Origin of the sequence: Phycicoccus flavus, assembly GCF_004025965.2 — a bacterium.
Taxonomy (GTDB): Bacteria; Actinomycetota; Actinomycetes; order Actinomycetales; family Dermatophilaceae; genus Phycicoccus; species Phycicoccus flavus.
The window spans coordinates 1-22,416 of the sequence record NZ_SAYU02000009.1 but is presented as its reverse complement, the minus strand read 5'-3'; the positions used below and the strand labels follow the sequence as shown (position 1 = coordinate 22,416).

The window sequence follows — 22,416 nt, the reverse complement described above, 5'->3', positions numbered from 1 at the left end:
GGTCACTCGGGCGAGCGTGGTCACTCGCCGCAGGAGGAGCAGCCCCAACCCGTGGTCCACTTCCCGTTCTCGGCCGTCGTGGGGTCCGACGACCTCGCCCTCGCCCTCGTCCTCACCACGGTCTCGCCGTCGGTGGGCGGCGTCCTCGTCCGCGGGGAGAAGGGCACGGCCAAGTCGACGATCGTCCGGGCCCTCGTCGACCTCATGCCCGACGAGCGCGTCGTGCGCGGCTGCCGCTTCTCGTGCGACCCCGAGCACCCGGACCCCACCTGCCCCGACGGCCCGCACCCGGCCGACCCCGCCGCCGACGTCCGCCCGGCCCGCCTCGTCGAGCTGCCGGTCGGCGCCACCGAGGACCGCGTCATCGGCTCCCTCGACCTCGGCCGCGCGCTCGGCGAGGGCCGGGCGACCTTCCAGCCCGGCCTGCTCGCCGCCGCCCACCGCGGGATCCTCTACGTCGACGAGGTCAACCTGCTCCACGACCACCTCGTCGACCTCCTCCTCGACGCCGCGGCGATGGGCCGCGCCAGCGTCGAGCGCGACGGTGTCTCGGTGAGCCACGCCGCCGAGCTCGTCCTCGTCGGGACGATGAACCCCGAGGAGGGCGAGCTGCGCCCGCAGCTGCTCGACCGGTTCGGGCTCACCGTCGAGGTCGCCGCGAGCCGCGAGCCCGCCGAGCGGGCCGAGGTCGTCCGCCGCCGGCTGGCCTTCGACGCCGACCCCGAGGGCTTCGCCGCCCGGTTCGCGGCGGACCAGGAGGCGCTGGCACAGCGCATCGCCACCGCCCGCGCCGGCGTCGACGACGTCGAGCTCACCGACGCGGCCCTCGCCGCCGTCGCCCGCGTCTGCGCCGGCTTCGACGTCGACGGCCTGCGCGCCGACATCGTCACCGCCCGGGCCGCCAAGGCCCACGCCGCCTGGCACGGGCGGACCCGGGTCACCCGGGCCGACGTCCGCGCCGCGGCCCGGCTCTCGCTGCCGCACCGCCGCCGCCGCAACCCGTTCGACGCCCCCGGCCTCGACGAGGACCTCCTCGACCGGCTGCTCGACGACCTCGACGACGACCCGCCCCCGGATGGCACCGACGGCTCCGAGGACCCCGGCGAGGGACCCGACGGCGGCGGCCCGGCCCCCGACGACGGGCCCGAGGACGCCGCACCGCAGGACGGCACCCCTCCCCCGCCGGACGGCACCGGCGACGGGCAGGCGCCCCAGGACGCCCGCACCCCGCCCGACCCCGCCGGCCCGGACGGCGACCCCGCGGACGCCGACGCCGACGAGCGCCCGCCGGCCCCCGACGCTCCCGGTGTCGCCCCCGCCGGCCTGGCCGGCAGCGGCCCGGCCTTCCGCCCGAAGGTCCTGCGCCTCACCGGCGTCGGCCTCGGCGACCCCGGCAGGCGCAGCCGCGCCCTGACGACCAACGGCCGCGCCGTCGGCTGGCGCCCCGGCGCGAGCGGCCGCCTGCACCTGCCCGCCACCGTCGCCGCCGCGGCCCGAGACCGGGCGGCCGGTGACACCGGGCGCCTGCGGGTCGGCGCCGGTCACCTGCGCTCGGCCGTCCTCCAGGGCCAGGAGTCCAACCTCGTGCTGCTCGCCGTCGACGCCTCCGGCTCGATGGGCGCACGGCGCCGGATGTCCGAGGTGAAGACCGCCGTCCTGTCGCTACTGCTTGACGCCTACCAGCGCCGCGACCGGGTCGGCCTCGTCACCTTCCGCGGGACCGGCGCGACCCTGGACCTGCCGCCGACGTCGTCGGTCGAGGCCGCCGCCCGCTGCCTCGAGACCGTCCGGCACGGCGGCCGGACGCCGCTGGCCGAGGGCCTCGTCCTCGCCGCCCGCACCCTCGACCTCGAGCGCATCCGCGACCCCCGCCGCCGCCCGCTGCTCGTCCTCGTCACCGACGGGCGCGCCACCGCCGGCTCCGACGCCCTGGACCGGGCCACCCGGATCGCCGACGCCTGGCCCGCCACCGGTGTCCAGACCGTCGTCGTCGACTGCGAGACCGGCCGCTTCCGGCTCGGCCTCGCCGCCGACCTCGCCGGCCGGATGGGCGCCACCCACGTGCCCCTCGGCGAGGTCGCGGCCGACGCGCTCGTCGCCACCGTCTCCTCCGCGCGGGCCGCCGCCGACCCCCGCTCCGCCCCCCACGAGAGGATCGCCTGATGCCGCAGGGACAGGTCCCGCAGACCGCCAAGGACGGGCTCACCACCCGCCAGCGCCGCAACCGCCCCCTCGTCGTCGTCCACGGCGGCGCCGGCAAGGGCAAGTCGACCGCGGCCTTCGGGCTCGCGCTGCGCGGCTGGAACCAGGGCTGGTCGATCGGGGTGTTCCAGTTCGTCAAGAGCGCCAAGTGGCGCATCGGCGAGCAGGCGGCGCTCGAGGCGCTGGGCCGGCTGCACGAGCAGACCGGCGAGGGCGGCCCGGTCGAGTGGCACAAGATGGGCTCGGGCTGGTCCTGGTCGCGCAAGGCCGGGTCCGAGGAGGACCACGCCGCCGACGCCCGCGAGGGCTGGGCCGAGATCGTCCGCCGGCTCGCCGACGAGACCCACACCCTCTACGTCCTCGACGAGTTCACCTACGTCATGAAGTGGGGCTGGGTCGACGCCGAGGAGGTCGTCCGCGTCCTCTCCGAGCGGCCCGGCTACCAGCACGTCGTCATCACCGGCCGCGACCCCGACCCGCGGCTGCTCGAGATCGCCGACGTCCACACCGAGATGACCAAGGTCCGCCACCCCTTCGACCAGGGGCAGAAGGGCCAGAAGGGCATCGAGTGGTGACCGTCCCGCGCGTCGTCGTCGCGGCGGCCGCGTCCGGGCAGGGCAAGACGACGGTCGCCGTCGGGCTCATGGCCGCCCTGAGCCGGGCCGGGCACGACGTCGCCGCCGCCAAGGTCGGGCCCGACTACATCGACCCCGGCTACCACGCGCTCGCGACCGGCCGGCCCGGCCGCAACCTCGACCCCTGGCTCCAGGGCGAGGAGCGGGTGCTGCCGCTGCTCGCGCACGCCGCGATGACCCCGGCGCCCGCCGACGTCACCGTCGTCGAGGGCGTCATGGGCCTCTTCGACGGGCGGCTCGGCACCGACGGCTGGTCCTCCACCGCCCACGTCGCCGCGCTGACGGCCTCGCCGGTGCTCCTCGTCCTCGACATCTCCTCGGCCGCCCGCACGGTCGCCGCCACGGTCCACGGGCTGCGGACCTTCGACCCCGACGTCCACGTCGGCGGGGTCGTCCTCAACAAGGCCGGGTCGGACCGGCACGCCGCCGAGGTCCGGCGCGCGGTCGAGGCGCTCGGCGTGCCCGTCCTCGGTGTGCTGCCCCGGGACGCCGGGGTGTCCGCGCCCTCGCGGCACCTGGGCCTGGTCCCCGTCGCCGAGCGCGACGACGCCGTCACCGCCCTGGACCGGCTGGCCGAGCAGACCGCGCGCCTCGTCGACCTCGACGCCGTCCTCGCGCTGGCCCGCAGCGCGCCCGGTCTCGACGCCGAGCCCTGGGCGCCGCCCGCGGGCCCGGTCCGCGCCCCCCGCCGGGTGGCGGTCGCCGGCGGTCGCGCGTTCACGTTCCGGTACGCCGAGATCGACGAGCTGCTGCGGGCCCAGGGCTGCGAGCCCGTCGTCTTCGACCCCGCGCTCGACCCGGCCCTGCCCGACGGCACGAGCGGCATCTACCTCGGCGGCGGCTTCCCCGAGGTCCACGCCGCGACCCTGGCCGGCAACACCTCGCTGCTGGCCGACATCGGCGACGCGGTGCGCGCGGGCATCCCCACCGTCGCCGAGTGCGCCGGGCTGCTCTACCTCGCCGAGGCCGTCGAGGGGCACGCCCTCGTCGGCGCCGTCCCCACGACCGCCGCGATGCACCCGCGGCTCACCCTGCGCTACCGCACGGCGACGGCCGCCGCCGACACCCTGCTCGGCGCCGCCGGCGCCACCGTCCACGGCCACGAGTTCCACCGCACCCGGACCACGCCCGGGGCCGGGGACGCGCCCGGGTGGCTGCTCGACGGCGAGGCCGAGGGCTGGTCGCTGGACCCCGCCGGCACCGGGTCGCCGACGCTGCACGCCTCCTACCTGCACGTGCACTGGGCCGGGCACCCGGACCTCGCGGCGCGCTTCGCCGACGCCGTCCACGCCGCCCCGAGCCGGGTGCCGCTGCCGGTCCCGGAGACCCCCGTCCGGCTGGGCACCGGCGTCCCGGCCGGCCAGGACGCCGTCGCCGACCCGCTGCGCCACCACGGCGACGCCGAGGCGACCCCCGGGCTCGTCGACCTCGCCGTCAACGTCCGCGGCAGCGCTCCCCCGCCCTGGCTGGCCGAGCACCTGCGCCGTGCCGTCGGCGACCTGGCCGCCTACCCCAGCGCCGACGCCGCCCGCGCCGCCCTGGCCCGGCGCCACGGGGTGCCCGAGGCCGCCGTCCTCCCCACCGCCGGGGCCGCCGAGGCGTTCACCCTCCTCGCCCGGGCCCTGCACCCACGGCGCGCCGTCGTCGTCCACCCCCAGTTCACCGAGCCCGAGGCCGCGCTGCGCCTCGCGGGGACGGTTCCGGAGCACGTCGTCCTGCGGGCCGAGGACGACTTCGCTCTCGACCCCGCCGCCGTCCCGGCCGACGCCGACCTCGTCGTCCTCGGCAACCCGACGAACCCCACCGGCGTGCTGCACCCGCGCGAGGCGGTCGAGGCCCTGCGCGCCCCCGGCCGGGTCCTCGTCGTCGACGAGGCCTTCGCCGACACCGACGCCCGGGAGTCCGCCTCCGTCGTCGGCCCCGACCTCGCCGGGCTGCTCGTCCTGCGCTCACTGACCAAGACGTGGGCCCTGGCCGGGCTGCGGGCGGGGTACGTCGTCGGCGACCCGGTCCTGCTCGCCCGGCTCGCCGAGCAGCAGCCGCCCTGGTCGGTCGGCACCCTCGCCGCCCGGGTCATGGTCGAGACGGCGAGCCCCCTGGCCCGGGCCGAGGCCGCCCGCGCCGCCGAGGAGACCGCCGGCTGGCGCCACCACCTGCTCCGCGGGCTGCGCGACCTCGGCCTGCGGCCCGTCCCGTCGGCCACGAGCTTCGTCCTCGTCGAGGTCGGCGACGGCGTCCGCGAGGCCCTGCGCGAGCGCGGCTACGCCGTCCGCCGGGGCGACACCTTCCCCGGGCTCGGTCCGCAGTGGGTGCGCATCGCCGTGCGCGACCCGCTGACCAGCGACGGCCTGCTCCGCGAGCTCGGCCGCGTCCTCGCCTCGCGACGGGAGCGCTCGGCGTGAGCCTGTCCGTCCCCGCGGCGGCCGGCGCGACGGTGCTCGTCACCCGGCCCGGGCCCCGCGTCGCCGAGACCGTCCACGGCCTCGCCGCCCAGGGCGTCCACCCCGTCGTGCGGCCCGACGCGCTCACCCCCGACGACGTCCTCGCCCAGCTCCACGACCTCGCCGGACGCGGACTGCTCACCGTCGACCCCGAGGCCGACCCCGACGCCGCCGACCTCGTCGTCCGCGACCCGCACGGCCGCCCGGCGGACGCGCCGGCCCCCTCCGGCGCGCCCGCCCGGACCGGCCGGGTCATCCTCGTCGGGGGCGGCCCGGGCGACCCCGGCCTCCTCACCACCGCCGGGCTCGCCGCGGTCGAGGCCGCCGACGTCGTCGTCTGCGACCGGCTGGCCCCCCTGTCCGTCCTCTCCCGGGCCCGTCCGGACGCCGAGATCGTCCACGTCGGCAAGATCCCGCGCGGCGCCTTCACCCCGCAGGAGGCCATCGACGCGCTGCTCGTCGACCGCGCGGCGCAGGGCCTGGACGTCGTACGCCTCAAGGGCGGCGACGGGTTCGTCTTCGGCCGCGGCGGCGAGGAGTGGAACGCCTGCGTCGCCGCCGGCATCCCCGTCACGGTCGTCCCGGGCGTGACGTCGGCGGTGTCCGCGCCGGCCCTCGCGGGCATCCCGGTGACGCACCGCTCGCTGACCCAGGGCTTCGTCGTCGTCTCCGGCCACGTCGGGCCGCACGACCCCCGCAGCGACGTCGACTGGGGCGCGCTGGCCCGCTGCGGGCTCACCCTCGTCGTCCTCATGGGGCAGGCCACCCTCGGCGAGATCGCCGACGAGCTCGTCGCGCACGGGCTCGATCCCGACACCCCGGCCGCCGTCGTCGCCGAGGGCTCCCTGCCCGGGCAGCGGACCGTCCGGGCGCCGGTGACCGCCATCGCCGACGCCGCCCGCGACGCCGGGATCGGGCCGCCGGCGGTGACCGTCGTCGGCCGGGTCGTCGACGCCCTGGAGGACCCGGCGTGACCCTCGCCGACGCCGCGGGCGGGCTGCGGCTCGCCGTCGGCACCCTCACCGTCGTCCCCTCCGGCGACGTCACGCCGGTCACCCGCGCCCGCGCCGGCTGGGCCATGGCCCTGGCGCCGGTGGCCGCGCTGCCGGTCGGTCTCGTCGTCGGGGCCGTGGCGGTGGCCGGCCACCTGTTCATCGCCCCCGCGCTCGTCACCGGGACGCTCGCCGTCGGCGCCGCCGCCCTCGCCACCCGGGCCATGCACCTCGACGGCCTCGCCGACACCGTCGACGGCCTCGGGGCCGGCTGGGACCGCGAGCGCGCGCTGGCCGTCATGCGGACCGGCGACGTCGGGCCGATGGGCGTCACCGCCCTCGTCGTCGTGCTCCTGGCCCAGGCCGTGTCGGTCGGCGCGCTGTCGACGTCGGTCGGCGGGTGCCTGCTCGCGGGGCTGGCCGTAGTCCTCGGCCGGGCCGCCTGCGCGGGCGCGAGCGTGCGCGGCCTGCCCGCGGCCCGCCCCGACGGCCTCGGCGCCCTCGTCGCGTCCTCCGTCCCGCCCGCGGTCGTGGCGGGATGGGTCGTGGGCGCCGCGCTGCTGCTCGCGCTCGTCGGCGACCTGCCCGGCGGCCCGGGTCCCCTGGCCGGTCCGGCCGGGGTGCTGCTGGGGGTGCTCGCCGTCGGCTGGCTGCTGCGCCGCGTACTGCGCGTCGTCGGCGGGGTCACCGGCGACACGATGGGCGCCGCCGTCGAGGTCGCCACCACCGTGCTGCTCGTCGCCCTGGCCACCGGGGCGACGTCGTGAGGACCCTCGTCACCGGCGGCGTGCGCTCGGGCAAGTCCGGGGTCGCCGAGCGCCTGCTCGCCGGCCGCCCCGACGTCACCTACGTCGCCACCGGCCCGACGTCCGACGACCCCGACTGGGCCCGCCGCGTCGCGCTGCACCGCGAGCGCCGTCCGGCGGGCTGGTCGACCCTCGAGACGACCGACCTCGCCGGGGCGCTGCGCGGGCTGGCCGGGCCGGCCCTCGTCGACTGCGCCGGGACCTGGGTCACCGCCGTCCTCGACGACGCCGGCGCCTGGGAGGCCCCGCAGGAGCAGTGGCTGGACGCCGTGCGGACCCGGACGGCGGACGTCGTCGACGCCTGGGCGGCCTGCCCGCACGACGTCGTCCTCGTGACGAACGAGGTCGGCTGGGGGGTCGTGCCGGCGCACCGCTCCGGCCGGGTGTTCGCCGACGAGCTCGGCCGGCTCAACCAGGACCTCGCCGCGGCGGCCGACGCCGTCCTCCTCGTCGTCGCCGGCCGCGTCCTGCCCCTCCCCCCGTCGTGACCCGCCGCCTCCCCGACCCGGTCGCCACCGGCCTCGTCGCCGGGGTCGTCCTCGACCGGCTGCTCGGCGACCCGCGCCGGTTCCACCCCGTCGCGGGCTTCGGCACCCTCGCCACCCGCGTCGAACGGGCCCTCTACGGGCCGACCCGGGCCCGGGGCGTGCTGGCCGAGGCGGTGCTCGTCGGCGGGCCGGTCCTCGCCGGCCTCGCCGGGTCGCGACTGCCCCGGGGCCCGCGGACGATGCTCGTCACCGCGGCCACCTGGACCGTCCTCGGCGGCCGGTCCCTGGAGCGCGAGGCGCTGGCCGTCGCCGCCCACGCCGACGCCGGCGACCTCCCCGCCGCCCGGCGGCGCGTCCGCTCCCTCGTCGGGCGCGACCCCAGCACCCTCGACGCCGACGGCCTGGCCCGGGCCTGCGTCGAGAGCCTCGCCGAGAACACCGTCGACGCCGTCGTCGCGCCGCTGCTGTGGGGCGGGCTCCTCGGGCTGCCCGGGCTGCTCGGGCACCGGGCGGTCAACACCCTCGACGCCATGGTCGGCCACCGCTCGCCGCGCTACCTCCACTACGGCTGGGCCGCAGCCCGGCTCGACGACGTCGCGGCCTGGGTGCCCGCCCGGGTCACCGTCGCGCTCACCGCGCTCGACGCGCAGGTCCGGGACGGCCGCGGGGCCGAGGTGCTGCGGACCGCCCGCGCCGACGGCCCGCGCCACCCCAGCCCCAACGCCGGCCCGGTCGAGGCCTCGTGGGCGGCGGCGCTCGGCGTCCGGCTCGGCGGCACGAACACCTACGGCGAGGTCGTCGAGGACCGCGGCGTGCTCGGTCACGGGCCGCCGCCGACGACGCGCGACGTCCCCCGGGCGGCGGGCGTCCTGAGGCGGGTGACCTGGGGCGCGCTCGCCCTCGGGGTCGCGCTGCGGCTGGCGGTCAGGCCCCGCCGGTGACCCAGCGCACCGCGCCGTCGACGTCGTCGACCGTCGCCACCCCGTCCGGGACGGCGGGCCGCCGGACGACGACGACCGGGACGCCCAGCGCCCGGCAGGCGTCGAGCTTCGCCGCCGTGTAGGCCCCGCCCGAGTCCTTGGTCAGCAGCACGTCGGCGCGGTGCCGGCGCAGCAGGCCGGTCTCGCCGGCGACGTCGTAGGGGCCGCGGTCCAGGACGACGGTCCACGCGGTCGGCAGCGGCTCGGGGTCGGGCTCGACGAGGCGGACGAGCACCGCGCGGTCGGCCCAGGGCCCCCGGTAGTGCGGCAGGGTCTGCCGGCCGGTCGTCAGCGCCGGCCGCTCGCCCAGGCCCGTGGCGGCGTCCCGGGCCGCGTCGTGCCCGTCGACCCAGGTCCACGACCCGGCGTCGGGGTGGTCCGACCAGCCGGGGCGGGCCAGGCGCAGCAGCGGGACGCCCTCGGCCCCGGCGGCGGCCAGGGCGTGCGCCGTCATCGTCGCCGCGAACGGGTGCGTGGCGTCGACGACGTGGGTCCAGCCCTCGTCCCGCAGGGCGGCGCGCAGCCCGTCGACCCCGCCGAACCCGCCGACCCGGACCCGCCCCGCCGGCAGCCGCGGCCGGGACACCCGGCCGGCGAGCGAGGAGGTGACGTCGAGGCCGAGGGCGACGAGCCGTGCGGCCAGGTCACGGGCCTCCGCGGTCCCCCCGACGACGAGGACACGGGGTCGGGCGGGGCGCTGCGGCACGCCCCGCACGATAGCCGGACGGGGCATGGCACCATCGCCCCCATGAGCCCCTTGGACCTCGACCGCGACCCCGCCTGGCTGAGCCGCGAGGAGCTGGACTCGGCCCGCGAGAAGCTCCCGATCCTCTACGTCGACGCCGTCCCGGTGCGGGTCGACGACCGCGGCGAGGTCCTCGCCCTCGGCGTCCTGCTCCGCCTCGACGGCGAGGGCCAGGTGTGCCGCGAGCTCGTCTCCGGGCGGGTGCTGCACCACGAGCGGGTGCGCGACGCGCTGCTGCGGCACATCGAGAAGGACCTCGGGCCGGTGGCGCTCCCCCGCGTGCCCGTCGCCCCGCAGCCCTTCACCGTCGCCGAGTACTTCCCCACCCCCGGCGTCACCCCGTTCCACGACCCGCGCCAGCACGCGGTGTCGCTGGCGTTCGTCGTGCCCGTCGCCGGGGACTGCGCCCCGCAGAACGACGCCCTCGACCTCACCTGGCTCACCCCCGACCAGGCCCTCGACCCGGGGGTGCAGGCCGAGATGGACCGCGGCCACGGCGTCCTGCTCCGGCAGGCCCTGGCCCACCTCGGCCACCCCGTCTGACCCGCCCGGACCGGGACCGGGCGCGCGCCGGGGAGGCCGTCAGCCGGTGAACTTGTCGCGGGTGCGGCGCATGTCGGCCTCGTCCCGCTCGTGCGCCTCCGCCGGTGTGGGCGCGGTGCCCCCGAGCCGTGCGGGCACCCAGCGCAGGTCGTCGCCGCTGAGCGGCGGGTAGACCGCCTGCTGCTCGTCGAGCAACGCCTGCATGGCCTCCTTGAGCCGGGCCGTGGCGGCCACGACGTCCTCGCGCCGCTCGACGGCGATGGGCTCGCCGACGGCGATGAAGACCGGGATGCGCCCGAACCCGCGGTTCTTCGGCAGCTCCTTGGTCCACAGCCGGTGCCCGCCCCAGATCGTCACCGGCAGCACCGGCACCCCCGCGACCTGCGCCATCTTCACCGCGCCCGGCTTGAAGTCCTTGAGCTCGAAGGAGCGGGACATCGTCGCCTCGGGGAACACCCCGACGATCTCGCCGTCCATGAGGGCGCGGACGGCGTCGCGGAAGGCCTTGCCGCCGCTGGAGCGGTCGACGGGGATGTGCGACATCGCACGCATGAGCGGGCCGGAGACCCGGTGGGCGAAGATCGACTGCTTGGCCATGAACCGCACGTAGCGGCGGTGCGGCCAGGCCGCGAGCCCGGCGTACATGAAGTCGAAGTACGAGGTGTGGTTGATCGCCATGACCGCCCCGCCGGAGCGCGGCACGTGCTCCTCGCCGGTGATGCGGAACCGGGTGCCCTGGAGGAAGAACATCGACTTCGCGGCGGCGATGACCGGGCGGTACACGGGCTCCATGCCGGAACCCTACCGAGCGGAACCGAGGTGAGCCGCCGGCCCGTGGTCTGGGACAATGACGGCCATGACCGAGCACCCCTCCTCGCCTCGCGCTGCCCGCATCCCGGACCGGCCGTCCCTGGACGGTCTCGAGGACGCGTGGGGGCAGGTATGGGAGCAGGACGGGACCTTCGCCTTCCCGCGCGACGCCGCGCTGGCCGCCGGCCGGGACAGCGTGTTCTCCATCGACACCCCGCCGCCGACGGCCAGCGGGTCGCTGCACATGGGGCACGTCTTCAGCTACACCCACACCGACTGCATGGCGCGCTACAAGCGGATGGCCGGCCTGCACGTCTTCTACCCCATCGGGTGGGACGACAACGGCCTGCCCACCGAGAAGCGGGTGCAGAACTACTACGGCGTGCGCGGTGACGCGAGCCTGCCCTACGACCCCGACTTCCAGCCGCCCTTCCGCGGCGACGCCAAGAGCTCCCGGGCCGCCGACGAGTTGCCCATCTCGCGGCAGAACTTCATCGAGCTGTGCGACGAGCTCACCGTCGAGGACGAGAAGGCGTTCGAGTCCCTCTTCCGGCGGCTCGGTTTCAGCCTGGACTGGTCGATCTCCTACCGGACGATCGACGACCACTCGCGGGCCACCTCGCAGCAGGCGTTCCTGCGCAACGTGCAGCGCGGGGAGGCCTACCAGGCCGAGGCCCCGGGCCTGTGGGACGTCACCTTCCAGACCGCCGTGGCCCAGGCCGAGCTCGAGGCCCGCGACTACCCCGGTGCCTACCACCGGGTCGCCTTCCACGGCGCCGACGGCCCGGTGCACATCGAGACGACCCGCCCCGAGCTCATCCCCTCGTGCGTGGCGCTCGTCGCGCACCCCGACGACGAGCGGTACCGGCCGCTGTTCGGCAGCACCGTCCGCACGCCGCTGTTCGACGTCGAGGTCCCCGTCGTGGCCCACCCCGCGGCCGAGATGGACAAGGGCGCCGGCATCGCCATGTGCTGCACCTTCGGCGACCTCACCGACGTCCTGTGGTGGCGCGAGCTGCGCCTGCCCACCCGCTCGGTGGTCACCCGCACCGGCCGCCTCCAGACCGAGCTGCCCGAGTGGCTCGCCGGGTCCCCCGGCGCGGACCTCTACACCGAGCAGGTCGGCGGGAAGACCGCGTTCTCCGCCCGGGAGGCCATCGTCGGTGCGCTGCGCGAGTCCGGCGACCTCGACGGCGAGCCCGTGCCGACCCAGCGCAAGGCGAACTTCTACGAGCGCGGCGAGAAGCCCCTGGAGATCGTCACGACCCGCCAGTGGTACATCCGCAACGGCGGCCGCGAGCGCGAGCTCAACGACAGGCTCGTGGCGCAGGGTCGGGCCATCGAGTTCCACCCGGCGTTCATGCGCTCGCGCTACGCCAACTGGGTCGAGGGGCTGAACGGCGACTGGCTCGTGTCGCGGCAGCGGTTCTTCGGCGTCCCCATCCCCGTCTGGTACCCGCTGGACGCCGACGGCGAGCCCGACCACGACCACCCGATCCTGCCCGCCGAGGCCGACCTGCCCGTCGACCCCGCGGCCCAGGCCCCGCCCGGGTACACCGAGGACCGGCGCGGGACGCCCGGCGGCTTCGTCGGCGACCCCGACGTCCTCGACACCTGGGCCACCTCCTCCCTGACCCCGCAGATCGCGGGGGGCTGGCGGGTGCCCGGCTCGGCCGACCCGGACCCCCTCTTCGCCGCGGTCTTCCCGATGGACGTCCGCCCCCAGGCCCACGACATCATCCGCACCTGGCTCTTCGCGACCGTCGTCCGCTCGTTCTACGAGCACGGGACCGTGCCGTGGACCGACGCCGCGATCTCGGGCTGGATCCTCGACCCGGACCGCAAGAAGATGAGCAAGTCCAAGGGCAACGTCGTGACGCCCGAGGACGTCGTCAAGGAGCACAGCGCCGACGCCGTGCGCTACTGGGCGGCCAGCGGCCGGCTCGGCACCGACGCCGCGTACGACGTCGGGCAGATGAAGGTCGGCCGGCGCCTGGCCATCAAGATCCTCAACGCCTCGAAGTTCGCGCTGTCCTTCGGCGACCCGCTGGAGGTGGCGGGCGACGGGGCGCGCCTGCCCGAGGGCCACGACGGCGACGTCCTGCCGGACCTCGTCACCGACCCGCTGGACCTCTCGGTGCTCGCGATGCTCCGCGACGTCGTCGAGCGCGCCACGGCCGGGTTCGAGTCCTGGGACTACACCCGCAGCCTCGAGGCCACGGAGTCCTTCTTCTGGACCTTCTGCGACGACTACCTCGAGCTCGTCAAGGACCGCGCCTACGGCGGGCGCGGCGACGCCGGCGCGGCCTCGGCCCGGGCGACGCTGCGGCTCGCCCTCGACGTCGTCCTGCGGCTCTTCGCCCCGGTGCTGCCCTACGTCACCGAGGAGGTCTGGCGCTGGACCCGCGAGGACTCGGTTCATCTGGCCTCCTGGCCGACGGTCGACGAGCTCCCCGCGGGCGGCGACCCCGCCGTCCTCCAGGCGGTCGGCGCCGCCCTCGCGGTCGTCCGCAAGGCCAAGTCCGAGGCCAAGGTCGGCATGCGGGCCGAGGTGCCCACGGCGACCATCGTCGCCCCGGCCGACCTCATCGCCCACCTGCACACCGGCGAGGCGGACCTGCGGGCCGCCGGCCGGCTCACCGGGACCCTCGACTACGCCGAGGGCGAGACCGTCGCCACCCGCGACGTCGAGCTCGTGCCGGTGGCCAAGCCCGCCCGCTGACCGCGCCGACCAGAAAGGTCGCCCTGTCAGACTGGAGAGGACCGGACCGCGCGCGGTCGCCGGTCAGCCGAAAGCCAGTGCGCGTGACACCTCGAACGACCGTCCGCTCGTGACCTCACGATCGGACCCTGCCGCCAGGTGCTCGCGCTTCCACGCTTCGAGCAGCCGTCGGCCCTCGACACTCAACGTGCCCGGTCGTTCGGCCAACGCGCGGCGTACCGCCCGGAAGCCCCAGTACTGGCCGAAACGGTGGTTCTGCGGCTCCGCGACCGCGGCCCGGATGATGGCGTCGACGTCGGAGACGTCGGGGTGCGCGTACGCCCAGGCGTACGCCGCGACTCGGCTTCCCTCGTTCGGGCTCGACAGGGCGCGCCTCGGGTCGAAGTCGTCGACATGCGCGTTCGTGAAGCGACCAATCATCTGACCGACGAGGGCTTCGAGCTTGGCCGTTCGTTCCGAGCTGCTGGGCTCGCTGCTCCGGATGCGCCGGTACTCGTCGACGAGGTCGTCGACGTGCTCCGCGGCCTCGTCGACACCCTCCCGAGCCCTGCTCAGGGCGAGCCGCTCGGCCAACCCCGCGCTCCGGTCGGCACTGTTCGCAGCCGCCCGCGCCTCGATCGCAGTGTCCGCTGCTCGGTCGGCGACGCGTCGCCCCTCGACGGACACGGTCTCCGCACCGTGTGCCAGCTCGCGGGCCTCGTCCGCTGTCTGCTTGGCTGCCAGGACCTCGCGTTTGAGCGAGACCCCGAACGCGGAGAGCTCGGACACGGGCAGCGCGACGGCCAGGAGGAGGACGACCGCCACTCCACCGATCACGACCGGTGGGTCGGTGACCGAGAGGTGACGGCAGACGCTGACGACGTCGCCGGTGTTCGCCAGCTCCCCGTCACAGATCTTCACGGACCAGAAGGCCACGAGCATCGCGCCGGCCACAGCCAGGGCCGCTGCCCCGGCCACACAACGCCACACCGTCGACAACCCGGCAGGTTCGGTCATTCGTTCCTCCTGGTCATGCGCCGTCCCCGGACCTCCTGATCCGCCGATCGGCACGCCCTCTCACGGTGACCCCTCAGGCGGGCATCGGACGGGGGGCGGTGGCGGGCTGGCGGCTCTCGACCGTGCGCAGGCCGGTCGGGCGCACCGCGAGCCAGGGCACGTCCCAGCCGGCGAGGCGCAGCCGGTGGTGCACGACGGTGTCGCGGCGCAGGTGGTCTACGCGTCCGGTTGCGGGGTCGTAGACGTCGAGCATCCGGTCGCCGTCGCCGGGCAGGACGAGGACGACGTGCCGCGGCAGCAGCCGGTTGCCGATGTAGAGCAGGCCCGGCTCGCCGTCCGCGACGACGTCGACGAGCCGGTCGAAGGCGGCGACGAGGGCGTACTCGTCCTGACCGCGCAGCGCGTCGACGGTGTAGCGCGTCCCCAGCTTGGCCGCGCCGTACTCGAGCTCGTGTTTGGCGCCCCACGGCGGGGTGCCGAGCGCCCGCGGCCACGGCAGCGACGGCCCGCCCCCGGCGGCGACGACGCCGTTGGTGCGGCGCATGACGACCCGCTCGTAGGCGGCGAAGCGCTCCGCCTCGGTGGCGCCCTCCGGGGCGCCCGGCGGGTGCGGCTCGCCCGTGTGCACCCACGAGGCGAAGACGGGGTCGACGAGCATCCGCGCGACCGTGAGGCACGCCGATCCGCACGTCACCGGGGACTGCTGCACCGGTCCGGTGTCCCCGGCCCGCAGCCGGTAGGTCATCGCCACGGACCAATCGTTACCGCCCGACGCCCCGGGCGCCAGCACCGGTGTGCTTCAGTGGGAGCCGTGTCACCCCGACGCGACCTCCCCGGCGCCCTCCGCACCGGCCCGGTCCTCGCCGCCACCGGGGTCCTCGCCTCCCTCGTCGCCGTCTGGGCCGCGGCCGCGCCGCGCCCGGCGCAGGACTTCGGCCGGCCGGACCCGGAGCGCAGTGTGGTCGTCCGCGGGTACAACGACCCCCCGCTCGCCCCGCAGTCCGAGATCGACGCGGGACGGTACGTCGGCCCCCGTGACCCCTCGTCGCTGCTCGAACGACTGCTCGGCTGGACCGCCCTCGTGCTCGTGAGCCTCGCGCTGCTCGTCCTCGTGGCCCTCGCCGTCCGGGCGCTGCTGCGGGTCCTGCGCGACCGGCGGCTGCCGCCGGACGACGCGCGCGGCCCCGACCTGGAGCGGGTGGCCGCCGCCGTCGGCACGGACGCCGACGAGCGCCTCACCGCGCTCTCCGGCGGTACCCCGGCCGAGGGCATCGTCGCCGCCTGGACCCGGCTGGAGGAGACGCTGCGGGGGGCCGGCGTCGCGCTCCCGGTGTCGCGGACCTCGAGCGAGACGACGGTGGCGACGCTCGGGCGGTTCGTGCTCGACGCCGGCGCCCTCCACGAGCTCGCGGGTCTCTACCGGGAGGCGCTGTGGTCCCGGCACCCGATGACCGAGGAGCACCGTGGCCGGGCCGAGGCCGCGCTGCGGTCCCTCGACGCCCAGCTCGCGGCGACGGCCGGGTCCGGGCGTGGCTGACCTGCGCCCGCGCCGCACGCTCGCCCTGGCCGGGGCGGTCGCGCTCGTCGTCGTGCTCACCGTCCTGCGCGGCCCGGTCATCCTCCTCGCCGCCGGCACGGTCGGGATCGTCGTCGGCGCGGTGCTCGTCCTGCTCCCCCTGCTGCGCGCCGACCCGGTCGACTGGGACTGGCGCCCCGACCTCGAGCACGACCTGCCCCCCGAGCCCGGCATCGCCGAGCTGCACCGCACCCTGGCCCCGACCCCGCGGGACACCGGCGCGCCGGCCCGGCTGCACGCGCTCGTCACGGTCCTGGCCGCCGACCGCTCGCCGCACGGGGTCGGCGGCGACGGGCCCCTCGCCACCTACCTCGCGGCCCCGCCGCGCCCGCTCGGCCTGCCGGAGGTCGAGCGCGTCGTCGCCGACCTCGAGGCCCTGCCCGCACCGACCGAGGAGACCTGAGTGACCGACATCCCCACCGCGCACCGCCGCGCCCGCGACGTCCTCGACGAGGTCGACACCGTCGTCGTCGGCAAGCGCGAGGCCACCGAGATCGTGCTCGCCGCGGTCCTCGCCGGCGGCCACGTGCTCATGGAGGACTTCCCGGGGCTCGGCAAGACCCTCGCGGCCCGTACCTTCGCGGCGGCGCTCGGGCTGGACTTCACCCGCGCCCAGTTCACCCCGGACCTGCTGCCCTCGGACCTCACCGGCGCCTACGTCTACGACCAGGGCCGCGGCGCCTTCGAGTTCCGCCAGGGGCCGGTCTTCACCGGGCTGCTGCTCGCCGACGAGATCAACCGCACCCCGCCGAAGACGCAGGCCGCGCTGCTCGAGGCCATGCAGGAGCGTCAGGTGACGGTCGAGGGCCAGACCTTCCCGCTGCCCCGGCCCTTCCACGTCCTCGCCACCGCGAACCCGGTCGAGTACGAGGGCACCTACCCGCTGCCCGAGGCCCAGCTCGACCGCTTCCTCGTCCGGGTGGCGTTCGGCTACCCCGACGCCGACGAGGAGTGGCAGGTGCTGGCGCGCCGGGTCGAGCGCCGCCAGGAGGACCAGCAGGCGCGCCAGGTCGTCGACGCCGCCGAGCTGCTCGGGCTGCAGGAGGCGCTCGAGGACGTCACCGTCTCGCCGGAGGTGGGCCGGTACTGCGTCGCCCTGGCCCGCGCCACCCGCGAGCACGAGCACACCCTCATGGGCTCCTCGCCGCGCGGGTCGCTCGCGCTCCTGCTCGTCGGGCGCGCCTACGCCGTCATCCGCGGACGCGACTACGTGACCCCGGACGACGTCAAGGCGGTCGCGCCGGCCGTCCTCGAGCACCGGGTCGTCGTCCGGCCCGAGCTGTGGATGAGCGAGATCGGCCCGCGCAGCGTCGTCGCCGACGTCCTGCGCACCACCGCGACCCCGCGGGTCCCGGTCCGCACCGCGTGAGCGGGCGCTGGCGCCCCACCCGCGCCCTCGGCCGGGCGCTGCTCGTCGGGCTGCTGCTCCTCGCCTTCGGGGCGGTGCTGGGCCGCGGGGACCTCGTCGTCCTCGGCGCGCCGCTCGTCGGCGCGGCGCTGTGGTCGGTGGTCACCAGGCCCCGGCGCGCACCCGCCGTCCGCGGCGCCCTCGCCGAGCCGTTGCTCCGCGAGGGCGAGGCGACCACCTGGCGGATGGACGTCGACCCGGTGCCGGGGCTGCGCGACGTCGTCGCCCACCTGCCGGGCGACCGCTGGGCCCGCACGACCCCCACCCACGGCCACGTCGCCGCCGCGGTGGCCGACCCCGCGCTCGCCGTGCCCGTGGGCGTCGAGGTGACCGTGCAGCGCTGGGGCGTGCGCCGTCTCGGGCCGGCGCAGCTGGCGGCCTTCGGCGACCTCGGCGGCTTCGCCTGGGTCCGGCCGGAGCAGGAGACGGCCGGCATCGCCGTCCTGCCCTCCCCCGGCGCGTTCACCTCCCGGGCCGGGCTGCCGCACCCCGTGGGCCTCGTGGGCCAGCACCGCTCCTCCCGGCCCGGCAGCGGCACCGAGCTCGCCGACGTCCGTCCCTTCCGCACCGGCGACCGGCTCCGGCGCGTGCACTGGCCGGTGTCGCTGCGCACCGGCAGCCTCCACGTGACGACGACCCACGGCGACGAGGACGCCGAGGTGCGTGTCGTCGTCGACGCCCTGCGCGACCTCGGCAGCCACGAGCCCGACGCGGGCCGGCGCAGCAGCCTCGACGTCGCCGTCGAGGCCGCCGGGGCCGTCGCGGCGCACTACCTGACGACCGGCGACCGGGTGGGGCTCAGCGTGCTCGGCGGCGCCGGCCTCGTCGAGGTGCCGGCGGTCGGCGGCCATCACCAGCTGGCCCGGATCCTGCTCGGCCTCGGCCGGGCCGAGCCCGCGCGCGGCACGGTCGGCGAGGACCGGCGGCTGCGGGCCCAGCTACGCCGACCGGTGGCGCCGGGCGCGGTCGTCGTGCTGCTGTCGGCGCTGGTCTCCGGCGAGGCCCTGGCCCACGCCGTCCGGCTCTCGCGCAGCGGGCACGTCGTCCTCGTCGTCGACACCCTGCCGCCGGGGCTCACCGCCCCCGACCTCCCGGCGGCGGACGCCGTCGCGGCGACGGGCATCGACGACCCCCGCCTGGCGCGGCTCGTCTGGCGGCTGCGGCTGCTCGACCGCGAGCGCGAGGTGCGCCGCTGCGCCGCGGCCGGGGTGCCGGTGCTCGCCTGGGCCGGACCGGGCTCGCTGGACGCGGTGCTGCGCGGTGTCGGCCGGCGGCGCCGCACCCCCCGGGTGGCCCTGCGATGACGCCCGCCCGCACCTGGCGACGCGCCGCCGGCGGCCTCGTCGTCCTCGCGGACGTGCTCGTGCTGCTCGTCGCCGCGGCCGAGCTGCCCGGCCTGCTCCCCTTCTCCGCCCCCCTGCTCGCCGCCGCGACCTTCTGGGCGCTGCGTCGCCCGGGCGGCTCGGCCGGTCTCGCGCTGCTCGCCCTGCAGGCCCTCACCCTCGTCGTCGCCCGCTCGGCGCCGGTCACGGTCACCGACTGGGCGCTGGCGGCCCTCAGCGGCACGGCGGTGCTCCTGGCGCACACCTGCCTGTCGCTGCTCGCGGCGTGGGCCCCGGGGGCGGGGCTGCCGCGCGCGACGCTGCGGCGCTGGTCGGGGCAGGCCGGGGTGCTCGCGGCCCTCGGTGGGGCGGTGGCGGCGGTCGGCGCCCTGGCCACGGCGACGCCGCAGGGCTGGTGGGCCTGGACTGCGGCCGCGGCGCTGGCCCTGCTGGCCACGACGACCGCCCTCGTCGGGCGGTCGGTCAGCGCCCGGTGAGCACCGGCGCGGCCGGCGGCCGGGTCAGGCCGAGCGCTTGCGCTGGGTGCGCTTGCGGCCGCCCTCGGCGTCGTGCCGCACGATCGTCGGGTTGACGTTCTTCAGGACGACGTCGCGGGTGACGACGACCTTGGCGATCTCCTCGTCGCTCGGCACGTCGAACATCACGGGGAGGAGGACCTCCTCCATGATCGCCCGCAGGCCGCGGGCGCCGGTGCCGCGGGCCAGGGCCTGCTCGGCCACGGCCTCGATCGCGTCCTCGCTGAACTCGAGGACGACGCCGTCGATCTCGAACATCTTCTGGTACTGCTTGACGAGCGCGTTGCGGGGCTCGGTGAGGATGCGCACGAGCGCCGACACGTCGAGCGGCGAGACCGTCGTGATGACCGGCAGGCGGCCGATGAACTCGGGGATGAGCCCGAACTTCATGAGGTCCTCGGGCATGACCTCGCCGATGCTCTCGGCCAGGTCCTTCGGGGTGTGCAGCTCGGAGCCGAAGCCGAGGCCCTTCTTGCCGTTGCGCGACTCGATGAGCTTCTCGAGCCCGGCGAACGCCCCGCCGACGATGAAGAGGACGTTCGTGGTGTCGATCTGGATGAACTCCTGGTGCGGGTGCTTGCGCCCGCCCTGCGGCGGCACCGAGGCCGTCGTCCCCTCGAGGATCTTCAGCAGCGCCTGCTGCACGCCCTCGCCGGAGACGTCGCGCGTGATCGAGGGGTTCTCGGACTTGCGGGCGATCTTGTCGACCTCGTCGATGTAGATGATCCCGGTCTCGGCCTTCTTGACGTCGTAGTCGGCGGCCTGGATGAGCTTGAGGAGGATGTTCTCCACGTCCTCGCCGACGTAGCCGGCCTCGGTGAGCGCGGTGGCGTCGGCGATGGCGAAGGGCACGTTGAGCATCTTCGCGAGCGTCTGCGCGAGGTAGGTCTTGCCGCAGCCCGTGGGACCGATGAGGAGGATGTTCGACTTCGCGATGTCGACGTGCTCGACATCCTTCTTGCTCGGGCCGGCCTCCCCCGCCTGGATCCGCTTGTAGTGGTTGTAGACCGCGACGGCGAGCGCCTTCTTCGCGACGTCCTGGCCGACGACGTAGTTCTGGAGGAAGTCGAAGATCTCGCGCGGCTTGGGCAGCTCGTCGAGCCCGAGCTCGCTGGACTCCGCGAGCTCCTCCTCGATGATCTCGTTGCACAGGTCGATGCACTCGTCGCAGATGTACACGCCGGGACCGGCGATGAGCTTCTTGACCTGCTTCTGCGACTTGCCGCAGAAGGAGCACTTCAGCAGGTCACTGGTCTCTCCGACGCGTGCCACGGATGCGGTCCTTCCCTCGGCGGCGACAACGGCCCCGACGCTACCCGCCGAGGTGTCCTGTCGCACCCATTGAACCGCCGCGCCGGTCGGCGCGTCGCCTCGGTTCGCTGTCAGCGCAACCCGCCCCCTCCGGACGCCCCCCAGTGCGAGATGTCTCCCACCCGTGTGGTTCTCGCCCGGCCACGTCGGACCCGCCGGGACGTCGGGGCTCTCGCGCCATGGCTCGGCGAGATCAGCACGGGTCGGCGACACCGACGCCTGTCGGAGACGTCTCGCACCAGGGCGAGCCAGCTGAGGCTCGGGTGTCAGCCGGCGTGGTGCGCCCCGAGGTCGAACCAGGTGTTCCGTGGCGCCGACCGGACACCGATCGCCGCGAGGATCGGACGGAGTCGCTCGGCGTCGAGTGCGTCCGCCCAGACCCAGCGCCCGACCGGCGCCTGCCGTCGGATCCGGTCCTCTCGCTTCTTCTCGCGCCACACGATCTCGCCCGCCGTCGCGGGATCGGCACCGTCGGGGACCCGGTACTTCACCTTGCCGTCGAACTCCCCGACCGCGTTCTCCCAGTCGAAGTCGACGTACCCGATCAGCCCTGCGGAGTCCTCCCGCTTCCCCTGCAGCACGGGCCTCGGCACGTTGAGCCGGTACATCTGGAGGCGCGACAGGCTCTCGCCCGCCGACATGCTGAGGGGATCGGCGAGGTCTCGCACGAGTGCGGCGACGCGACGTCCACGCGAGGAGCGCGGGACCGCGGCCACTTCCTCGGCCAGCTGCTGGGGTGTGCAGAGCCCGTGGCGGAGGGCGTGGTCGGCGGCGGCCAGCGCGGAGTCGAGGGACCCGGTGCGCGCGAGGTCCACGACGGTCCGAGCGGCGGAGGTCACCCGCAGCCCCTGGAGCGACACGGTCTCGGCGGGTGGGCCGAGATGAGGGCGGACCACCCTGGTCCCACGCACCGCGGGGTCCGCGACGAGGATCGTCACGGTCCCCGGCCAGGGCCCGATGCGCGGCAGGCCCCACACGGCAGCCGCCGAGGTGAGGGCGTAGGTCCGCTGTGCGCGCCGGGACCCACGCAGGTCGGCTGCGTGGACGACGGCGGCGTGACGTTGCACGGCGGTCAGACGGCCCCAGGTCGCGTCCGGAAGCCACGCCCCGTGCCCCACGTGGTGCCACCCCGGCTCCCGACTCGGTTCGGTCCCGGCACGACGCAGGTCCGACCCCGTGCGCAGCACGCCGGGGTCGAAGGGAACGGGAGCGGGTGGTCCGAGCATGCCGGCCAGCCTGGCAGCGCGCGGCGGATCGGTGCCGACGTCATCCACAGCCCCGGCCCCGGACTCCCGCTGCGAGAAGTCTCCGACTCCGGCGGATCTCGTCGAGCCATGTCGATCTCGCCGAGACGTCGGGGCGGGAGCCCCATGGGGCGGCGAGATCTGCGGTGCTCAGCGAGAACCGCGTGGGTCGGAGAGGTCTCGCACGCCGGAGAGGGTTCGGGGCGCGGAGGACGCCTGACGTCGGCGGGTCGACGGTCCGGCTGGTCGTTCTCCGGTGCGACGACGCCGCCCGGTCCCTCGGGGGGACCGGGCGGCGTCGTGCGGCGGACGGCTGGGCTCAGGTGTTGGCCTTGCGCGAGGCGAGCACCTCGTCGACGAGGCCGTACTCCTTCGCGGCCTCGGCCGAGAGGATCTTGTCGCGGTCGATGTCCTTGCGGACGGTCTCGACGTCGCGGCCGGAGTGCTTGGCGATCGTCTCCTCCAGCCACTCCCGCATCCGGATGATCTCGTTGGCGTGGATCTCGAGGTCGGAGGCCATGCCGCCGGTGCCCTCGATGGCGGGCTGGTGGATGAGCACCCGGGCGTTCGGCAGCGCGAACCGCTTGCCCGGGGCGCCGGCGCCGAGGATGACCGCGGCGGCGGAGGCGGCCTGCCCGATGCAGTAGGTCTGCACGTCG

General features: G+C 76.2%; 21 protein-coding genes. 14 read left to right on the top strand and 7 right to left on the bottom strand.

The annotated features are described in order from the left end of the window. Nucleotides 1-51 precede the first annotated feature (51 nt). From EPD83_RS04380 to cbiB, 7 genes are read left to right on the top strand one after another with little or no spacing between them, the layout of a single operon-like run. The gene (locus tag EPD83_RS04380; RefSeq protein WP_165566257.1) at nucleotides 52-2,163 is read left to right on the top strand and encodes a VWA domain-containing protein; all 2,112 of its coding nucleotides are present in this window, start codon (nucleotides 52-54) and stop codon (nucleotides 2,161-2,163) included. Further along, complete coding sequence (cobO, locus tag EPD83_RS04375) at nucleotides 2,163-2,777, top strand: cob(I)yrinic acid a,c-diamide adenosyltransferase (protein ID WP_128367905.1); 615 nt, start codon at nucleotides 2,163-2,165, stop codon at nucleotides 2,775-2,777. The genes EPD83_RS04380 and cobO overlap by 1 nt, the downstream gene beginning before the upstream one ends. After that, nucleotides 2,774-5,239, top strand: coding sequence for a cobyrinate a,c-diamide synthase (locus EPD83_RS04370; RefSeq protein ID WP_165566256.1), 2,466 nt, complete (start codon nucleotides 2,774-2,776; stop codon nucleotides 5,237-5,239). The genes cobO and EPD83_RS04370 overlap by 4 nt, the downstream gene beginning before the upstream one ends. After that, nucleotides 5,236-6,252 carry a uroporphyrinogen-III C-methyltransferase gene (gene cobA, locus EPD83_RS04365; protein ID WP_128367063.1) on the top strand — a complete coding sequence of 339 codons (1,017 nt, stop codon included), beginning with the start codon at nucleotides 5,236-5,238 and terminating at the stop codon, nucleotides 6,250-6,252. The genes EPD83_RS04370 and cobA overlap by 4 nt, the downstream gene beginning before the upstream one ends. Then, entirely contained in the window at nucleotides 6,249-7,037 is a 789-nt protein-coding gene (locus EPD83_RS04360; RefSeq protein ID WP_205859408.1) for an adenosylcobinamide-GDP ribazoletransferase, read from the top strand. Before cobA ends, EPD83_RS04360 begins: the two co-directional genes overlap by 4 nt. Beyond that, nucleotides 7,034-7,564 carry a bifunctional adenosylcobinamide kinase/adenosylcobinamide-phosphate guanylyltransferase gene (locus EPD83_RS04355; protein ID WP_164896488.1) on the top strand — a complete coding sequence of 177 codons (531 nt, stop codon included), beginning with the start codon at nucleotides 7,034-7,036 and terminating at the stop codon, nucleotides 7,562-7,564. The genes EPD83_RS04360 and EPD83_RS04355 overlap by 4 nt, the downstream gene beginning before the upstream one ends. Then, the gene (gene cbiB, locus EPD83_RS04350) at nucleotides 7,561-8,505 is read left to right on the top strand and encodes an adenosylcobinamide-phosphate synthase CbiB (RefSeq protein ID WP_128367061.1); all 945 of its coding nucleotides are present in this window, start codon (nucleotides 7,561-7,563) and stop codon (nucleotides 8,503-8,505) included. Before EPD83_RS04355 ends, cbiB begins: the two co-directional genes overlap by 4 nt. Here cbiB and EPD83_RS04345 read toward each other — a convergent pair. Then, on the bottom strand, nucleotides 8,489-9,250 hold the full coding sequence (locus EPD83_RS04345) for a cobalt-precorrin-6A reductase (RefSeq protein ID WP_235950340.1): 762 nt from the start codon (nucleotides 9,248-9,250) through the stop codon (nucleotides 8,489-8,491). The two genes, cbiB and EPD83_RS04345, sit on opposite strands and share 17 nt — an antisense overlap. 42 nt (nucleotides 9,251-9,292) lie before the next feature. Between EPD83_RS04345 and EPD83_RS04340 the strand changes: the two genes are divergently transcribed. Further along, on the top strand, nucleotides 9,293-9,832 hold the full coding sequence (locus tag EPD83_RS04340; RefSeq protein WP_128368426.1) for an NUDIX hydrolase family protein: 540 nt from the start codon (nucleotides 9,293-9,295) through the stop codon (nucleotides 9,830-9,832). A 39-nt stretch (nucleotides 9,833-9,871) separates the two neighbouring features. Here EPD83_RS04340 and EPD83_RS04335 read toward each other — a convergent pair whose 3' ends face one another. Continuing rightward, nucleotides 9,872-10,624: a lysophospholipid acyltransferase family protein gene (locus tag EPD83_RS04335; RefSeq protein ID WP_128368427.1), complete on the bottom strand. Its 753-nt coding sequence runs from the start codon at nucleotides 10,622-10,624 to the stop codon at nucleotides 9,872-9,874. A gap of 64 nt (nucleotides 10,625-10,688) precedes the next feature. Here EPD83_RS04335 and valS point away from each other — a divergent pair, with 64 nt between their 5' ends. Beyond that, nucleotides 10,689-13,364, top strand: coding sequence for a valine--tRNA ligase (gene valS / locus EPD83_RS04330; RefSeq protein WP_165566254.1), 2,676 nt, complete (start codon nucleotides 10,689-10,691; stop codon nucleotides 13,362-13,364). A gap of 63 nt (nucleotides 13,365-13,427) precedes the next feature. On the opposite strand, the gene EPD83_RS04325 is transcribed toward valS, so the two are convergent. Continuing rightward, nucleotides 13,428-14,414 carry a hypothetical protein gene (locus tag EPD83_RS04325; RefSeq protein ID WP_165566253.1) on the bottom strand — a complete coding sequence of 329 codons (987 nt, stop codon included), beginning with the start codon at nucleotides 14,412-14,414 and terminating at the stop codon, nucleotides 13,428-13,430. Between the two features lie 19 nt (nucleotides 14,415-14,433). After that, nucleotides 14,434-15,105 (bottom strand): hypothetical protein, encoded by a 672-nt coding sequence (locus tag EPD83_RS04320; RefSeq protein ID WP_128367923.1) that lies wholly within the window; start codon nucleotides 15,103-15,105, stop codon nucleotides 14,434-14,436. A 66-nt stretch (nucleotides 15,106-15,171) separates the two neighbouring features. Between EPD83_RS04320 and EPD83_RS04315 the strand changes: the two genes are divergently transcribed. Genes EPD83_RS04315 through EPD83_RS04295 form a run of 5 tightly spaced genes read left to right on the top strand, consistent with a single transcriptional unit; the run spans nucleotide 15,172 to nucleotide 19,163 of the window. Further along, the gene (locus EPD83_RS04315; protein ID WP_165566252.1) at nucleotides 15,172-15,897 is read left to right on the top strand and encodes a DUF4129 domain-containing protein; all 726 of its coding nucleotides are present in this window, start codon (nucleotides 15,172-15,174) and stop codon (nucleotides 15,895-15,897) included. Then, nucleotides 15,890-16,339 carry a hypothetical protein gene (locus EPD83_RS04310; protein WP_164896580.1) on the top strand — a complete coding sequence of 150 codons (450 nt, stop codon included), beginning with the start codon at nucleotides 15,890-15,892 and terminating at the stop codon, nucleotides 16,337-16,339. The genes EPD83_RS04315 and EPD83_RS04310 overlap by 8 nt, the downstream gene beginning before the upstream one ends. Then, entirely contained in the window at nucleotides 16,340-17,305 is a 966-nt protein-coding gene (locus EPD83_RS04305; RefSeq protein ID WP_128367559.1) for an AAA family ATPase, read from the top strand. Then, on the top strand, nucleotides 17,302-18,648 hold the full coding sequence (locus tag EPD83_RS04300; RefSeq protein WP_128367558.1) for a DUF58 domain-containing protein: 1,347 nt from the start codon (nucleotides 17,302-17,304) through the stop codon (nucleotides 18,646-18,648). The genes EPD83_RS04305 and EPD83_RS04300 overlap by 4 nt, the downstream gene beginning before the upstream one ends. Next, a complete protein-coding gene (locus tag EPD83_RS04295; RefSeq protein WP_128367557.1) occupies nucleotides 18,645-19,163 on the top strand; it encodes a hypothetical protein in 519 nt (172 codons plus the stop codon). Before EPD83_RS04300 ends, EPD83_RS04295 begins: the two co-directional genes overlap by 4 nt. 24 nt (nucleotides 19,164-19,187) lie before the next feature. Here the strand turns inward: EPD83_RS04295 and clpX are convergent, their stop codons facing one another. From clpX to EPD83_RS04280, 3 genes are all read right to left on the bottom strand, one after another. Further along, nucleotides 19,188-20,474, bottom strand: coding sequence for an ATP-dependent Clp protease ATP-binding subunit ClpX (gene clpX / locus EPD83_RS04290; RefSeq protein WP_165566251.1), 1,287 nt, complete (start codon nucleotides 20,472-20,474; stop codon nucleotides 19,188-19,190). A gap of 305 nt (nucleotides 20,475-20,779) precedes the next feature. Further along, nucleotides 20,780-21,580, bottom strand: coding sequence for a hypothetical protein (locus tag EPD83_RS04285; protein ID WP_128368259.1), 801 nt, complete (start codon nucleotides 21,578-21,580; stop codon nucleotides 20,780-20,782). A 496-nt stretch (nucleotides 21,581-22,076) separates the two neighbouring features. Beyond that, a partial coding sequence (locus tag EPD83_RS04280) for an ATP-dependent Clp protease proteolytic subunit (protein WP_205859407.1) occupies nucleotides 22,077-22,416 on the bottom strand: 340 nt, incomplete at its 5' end.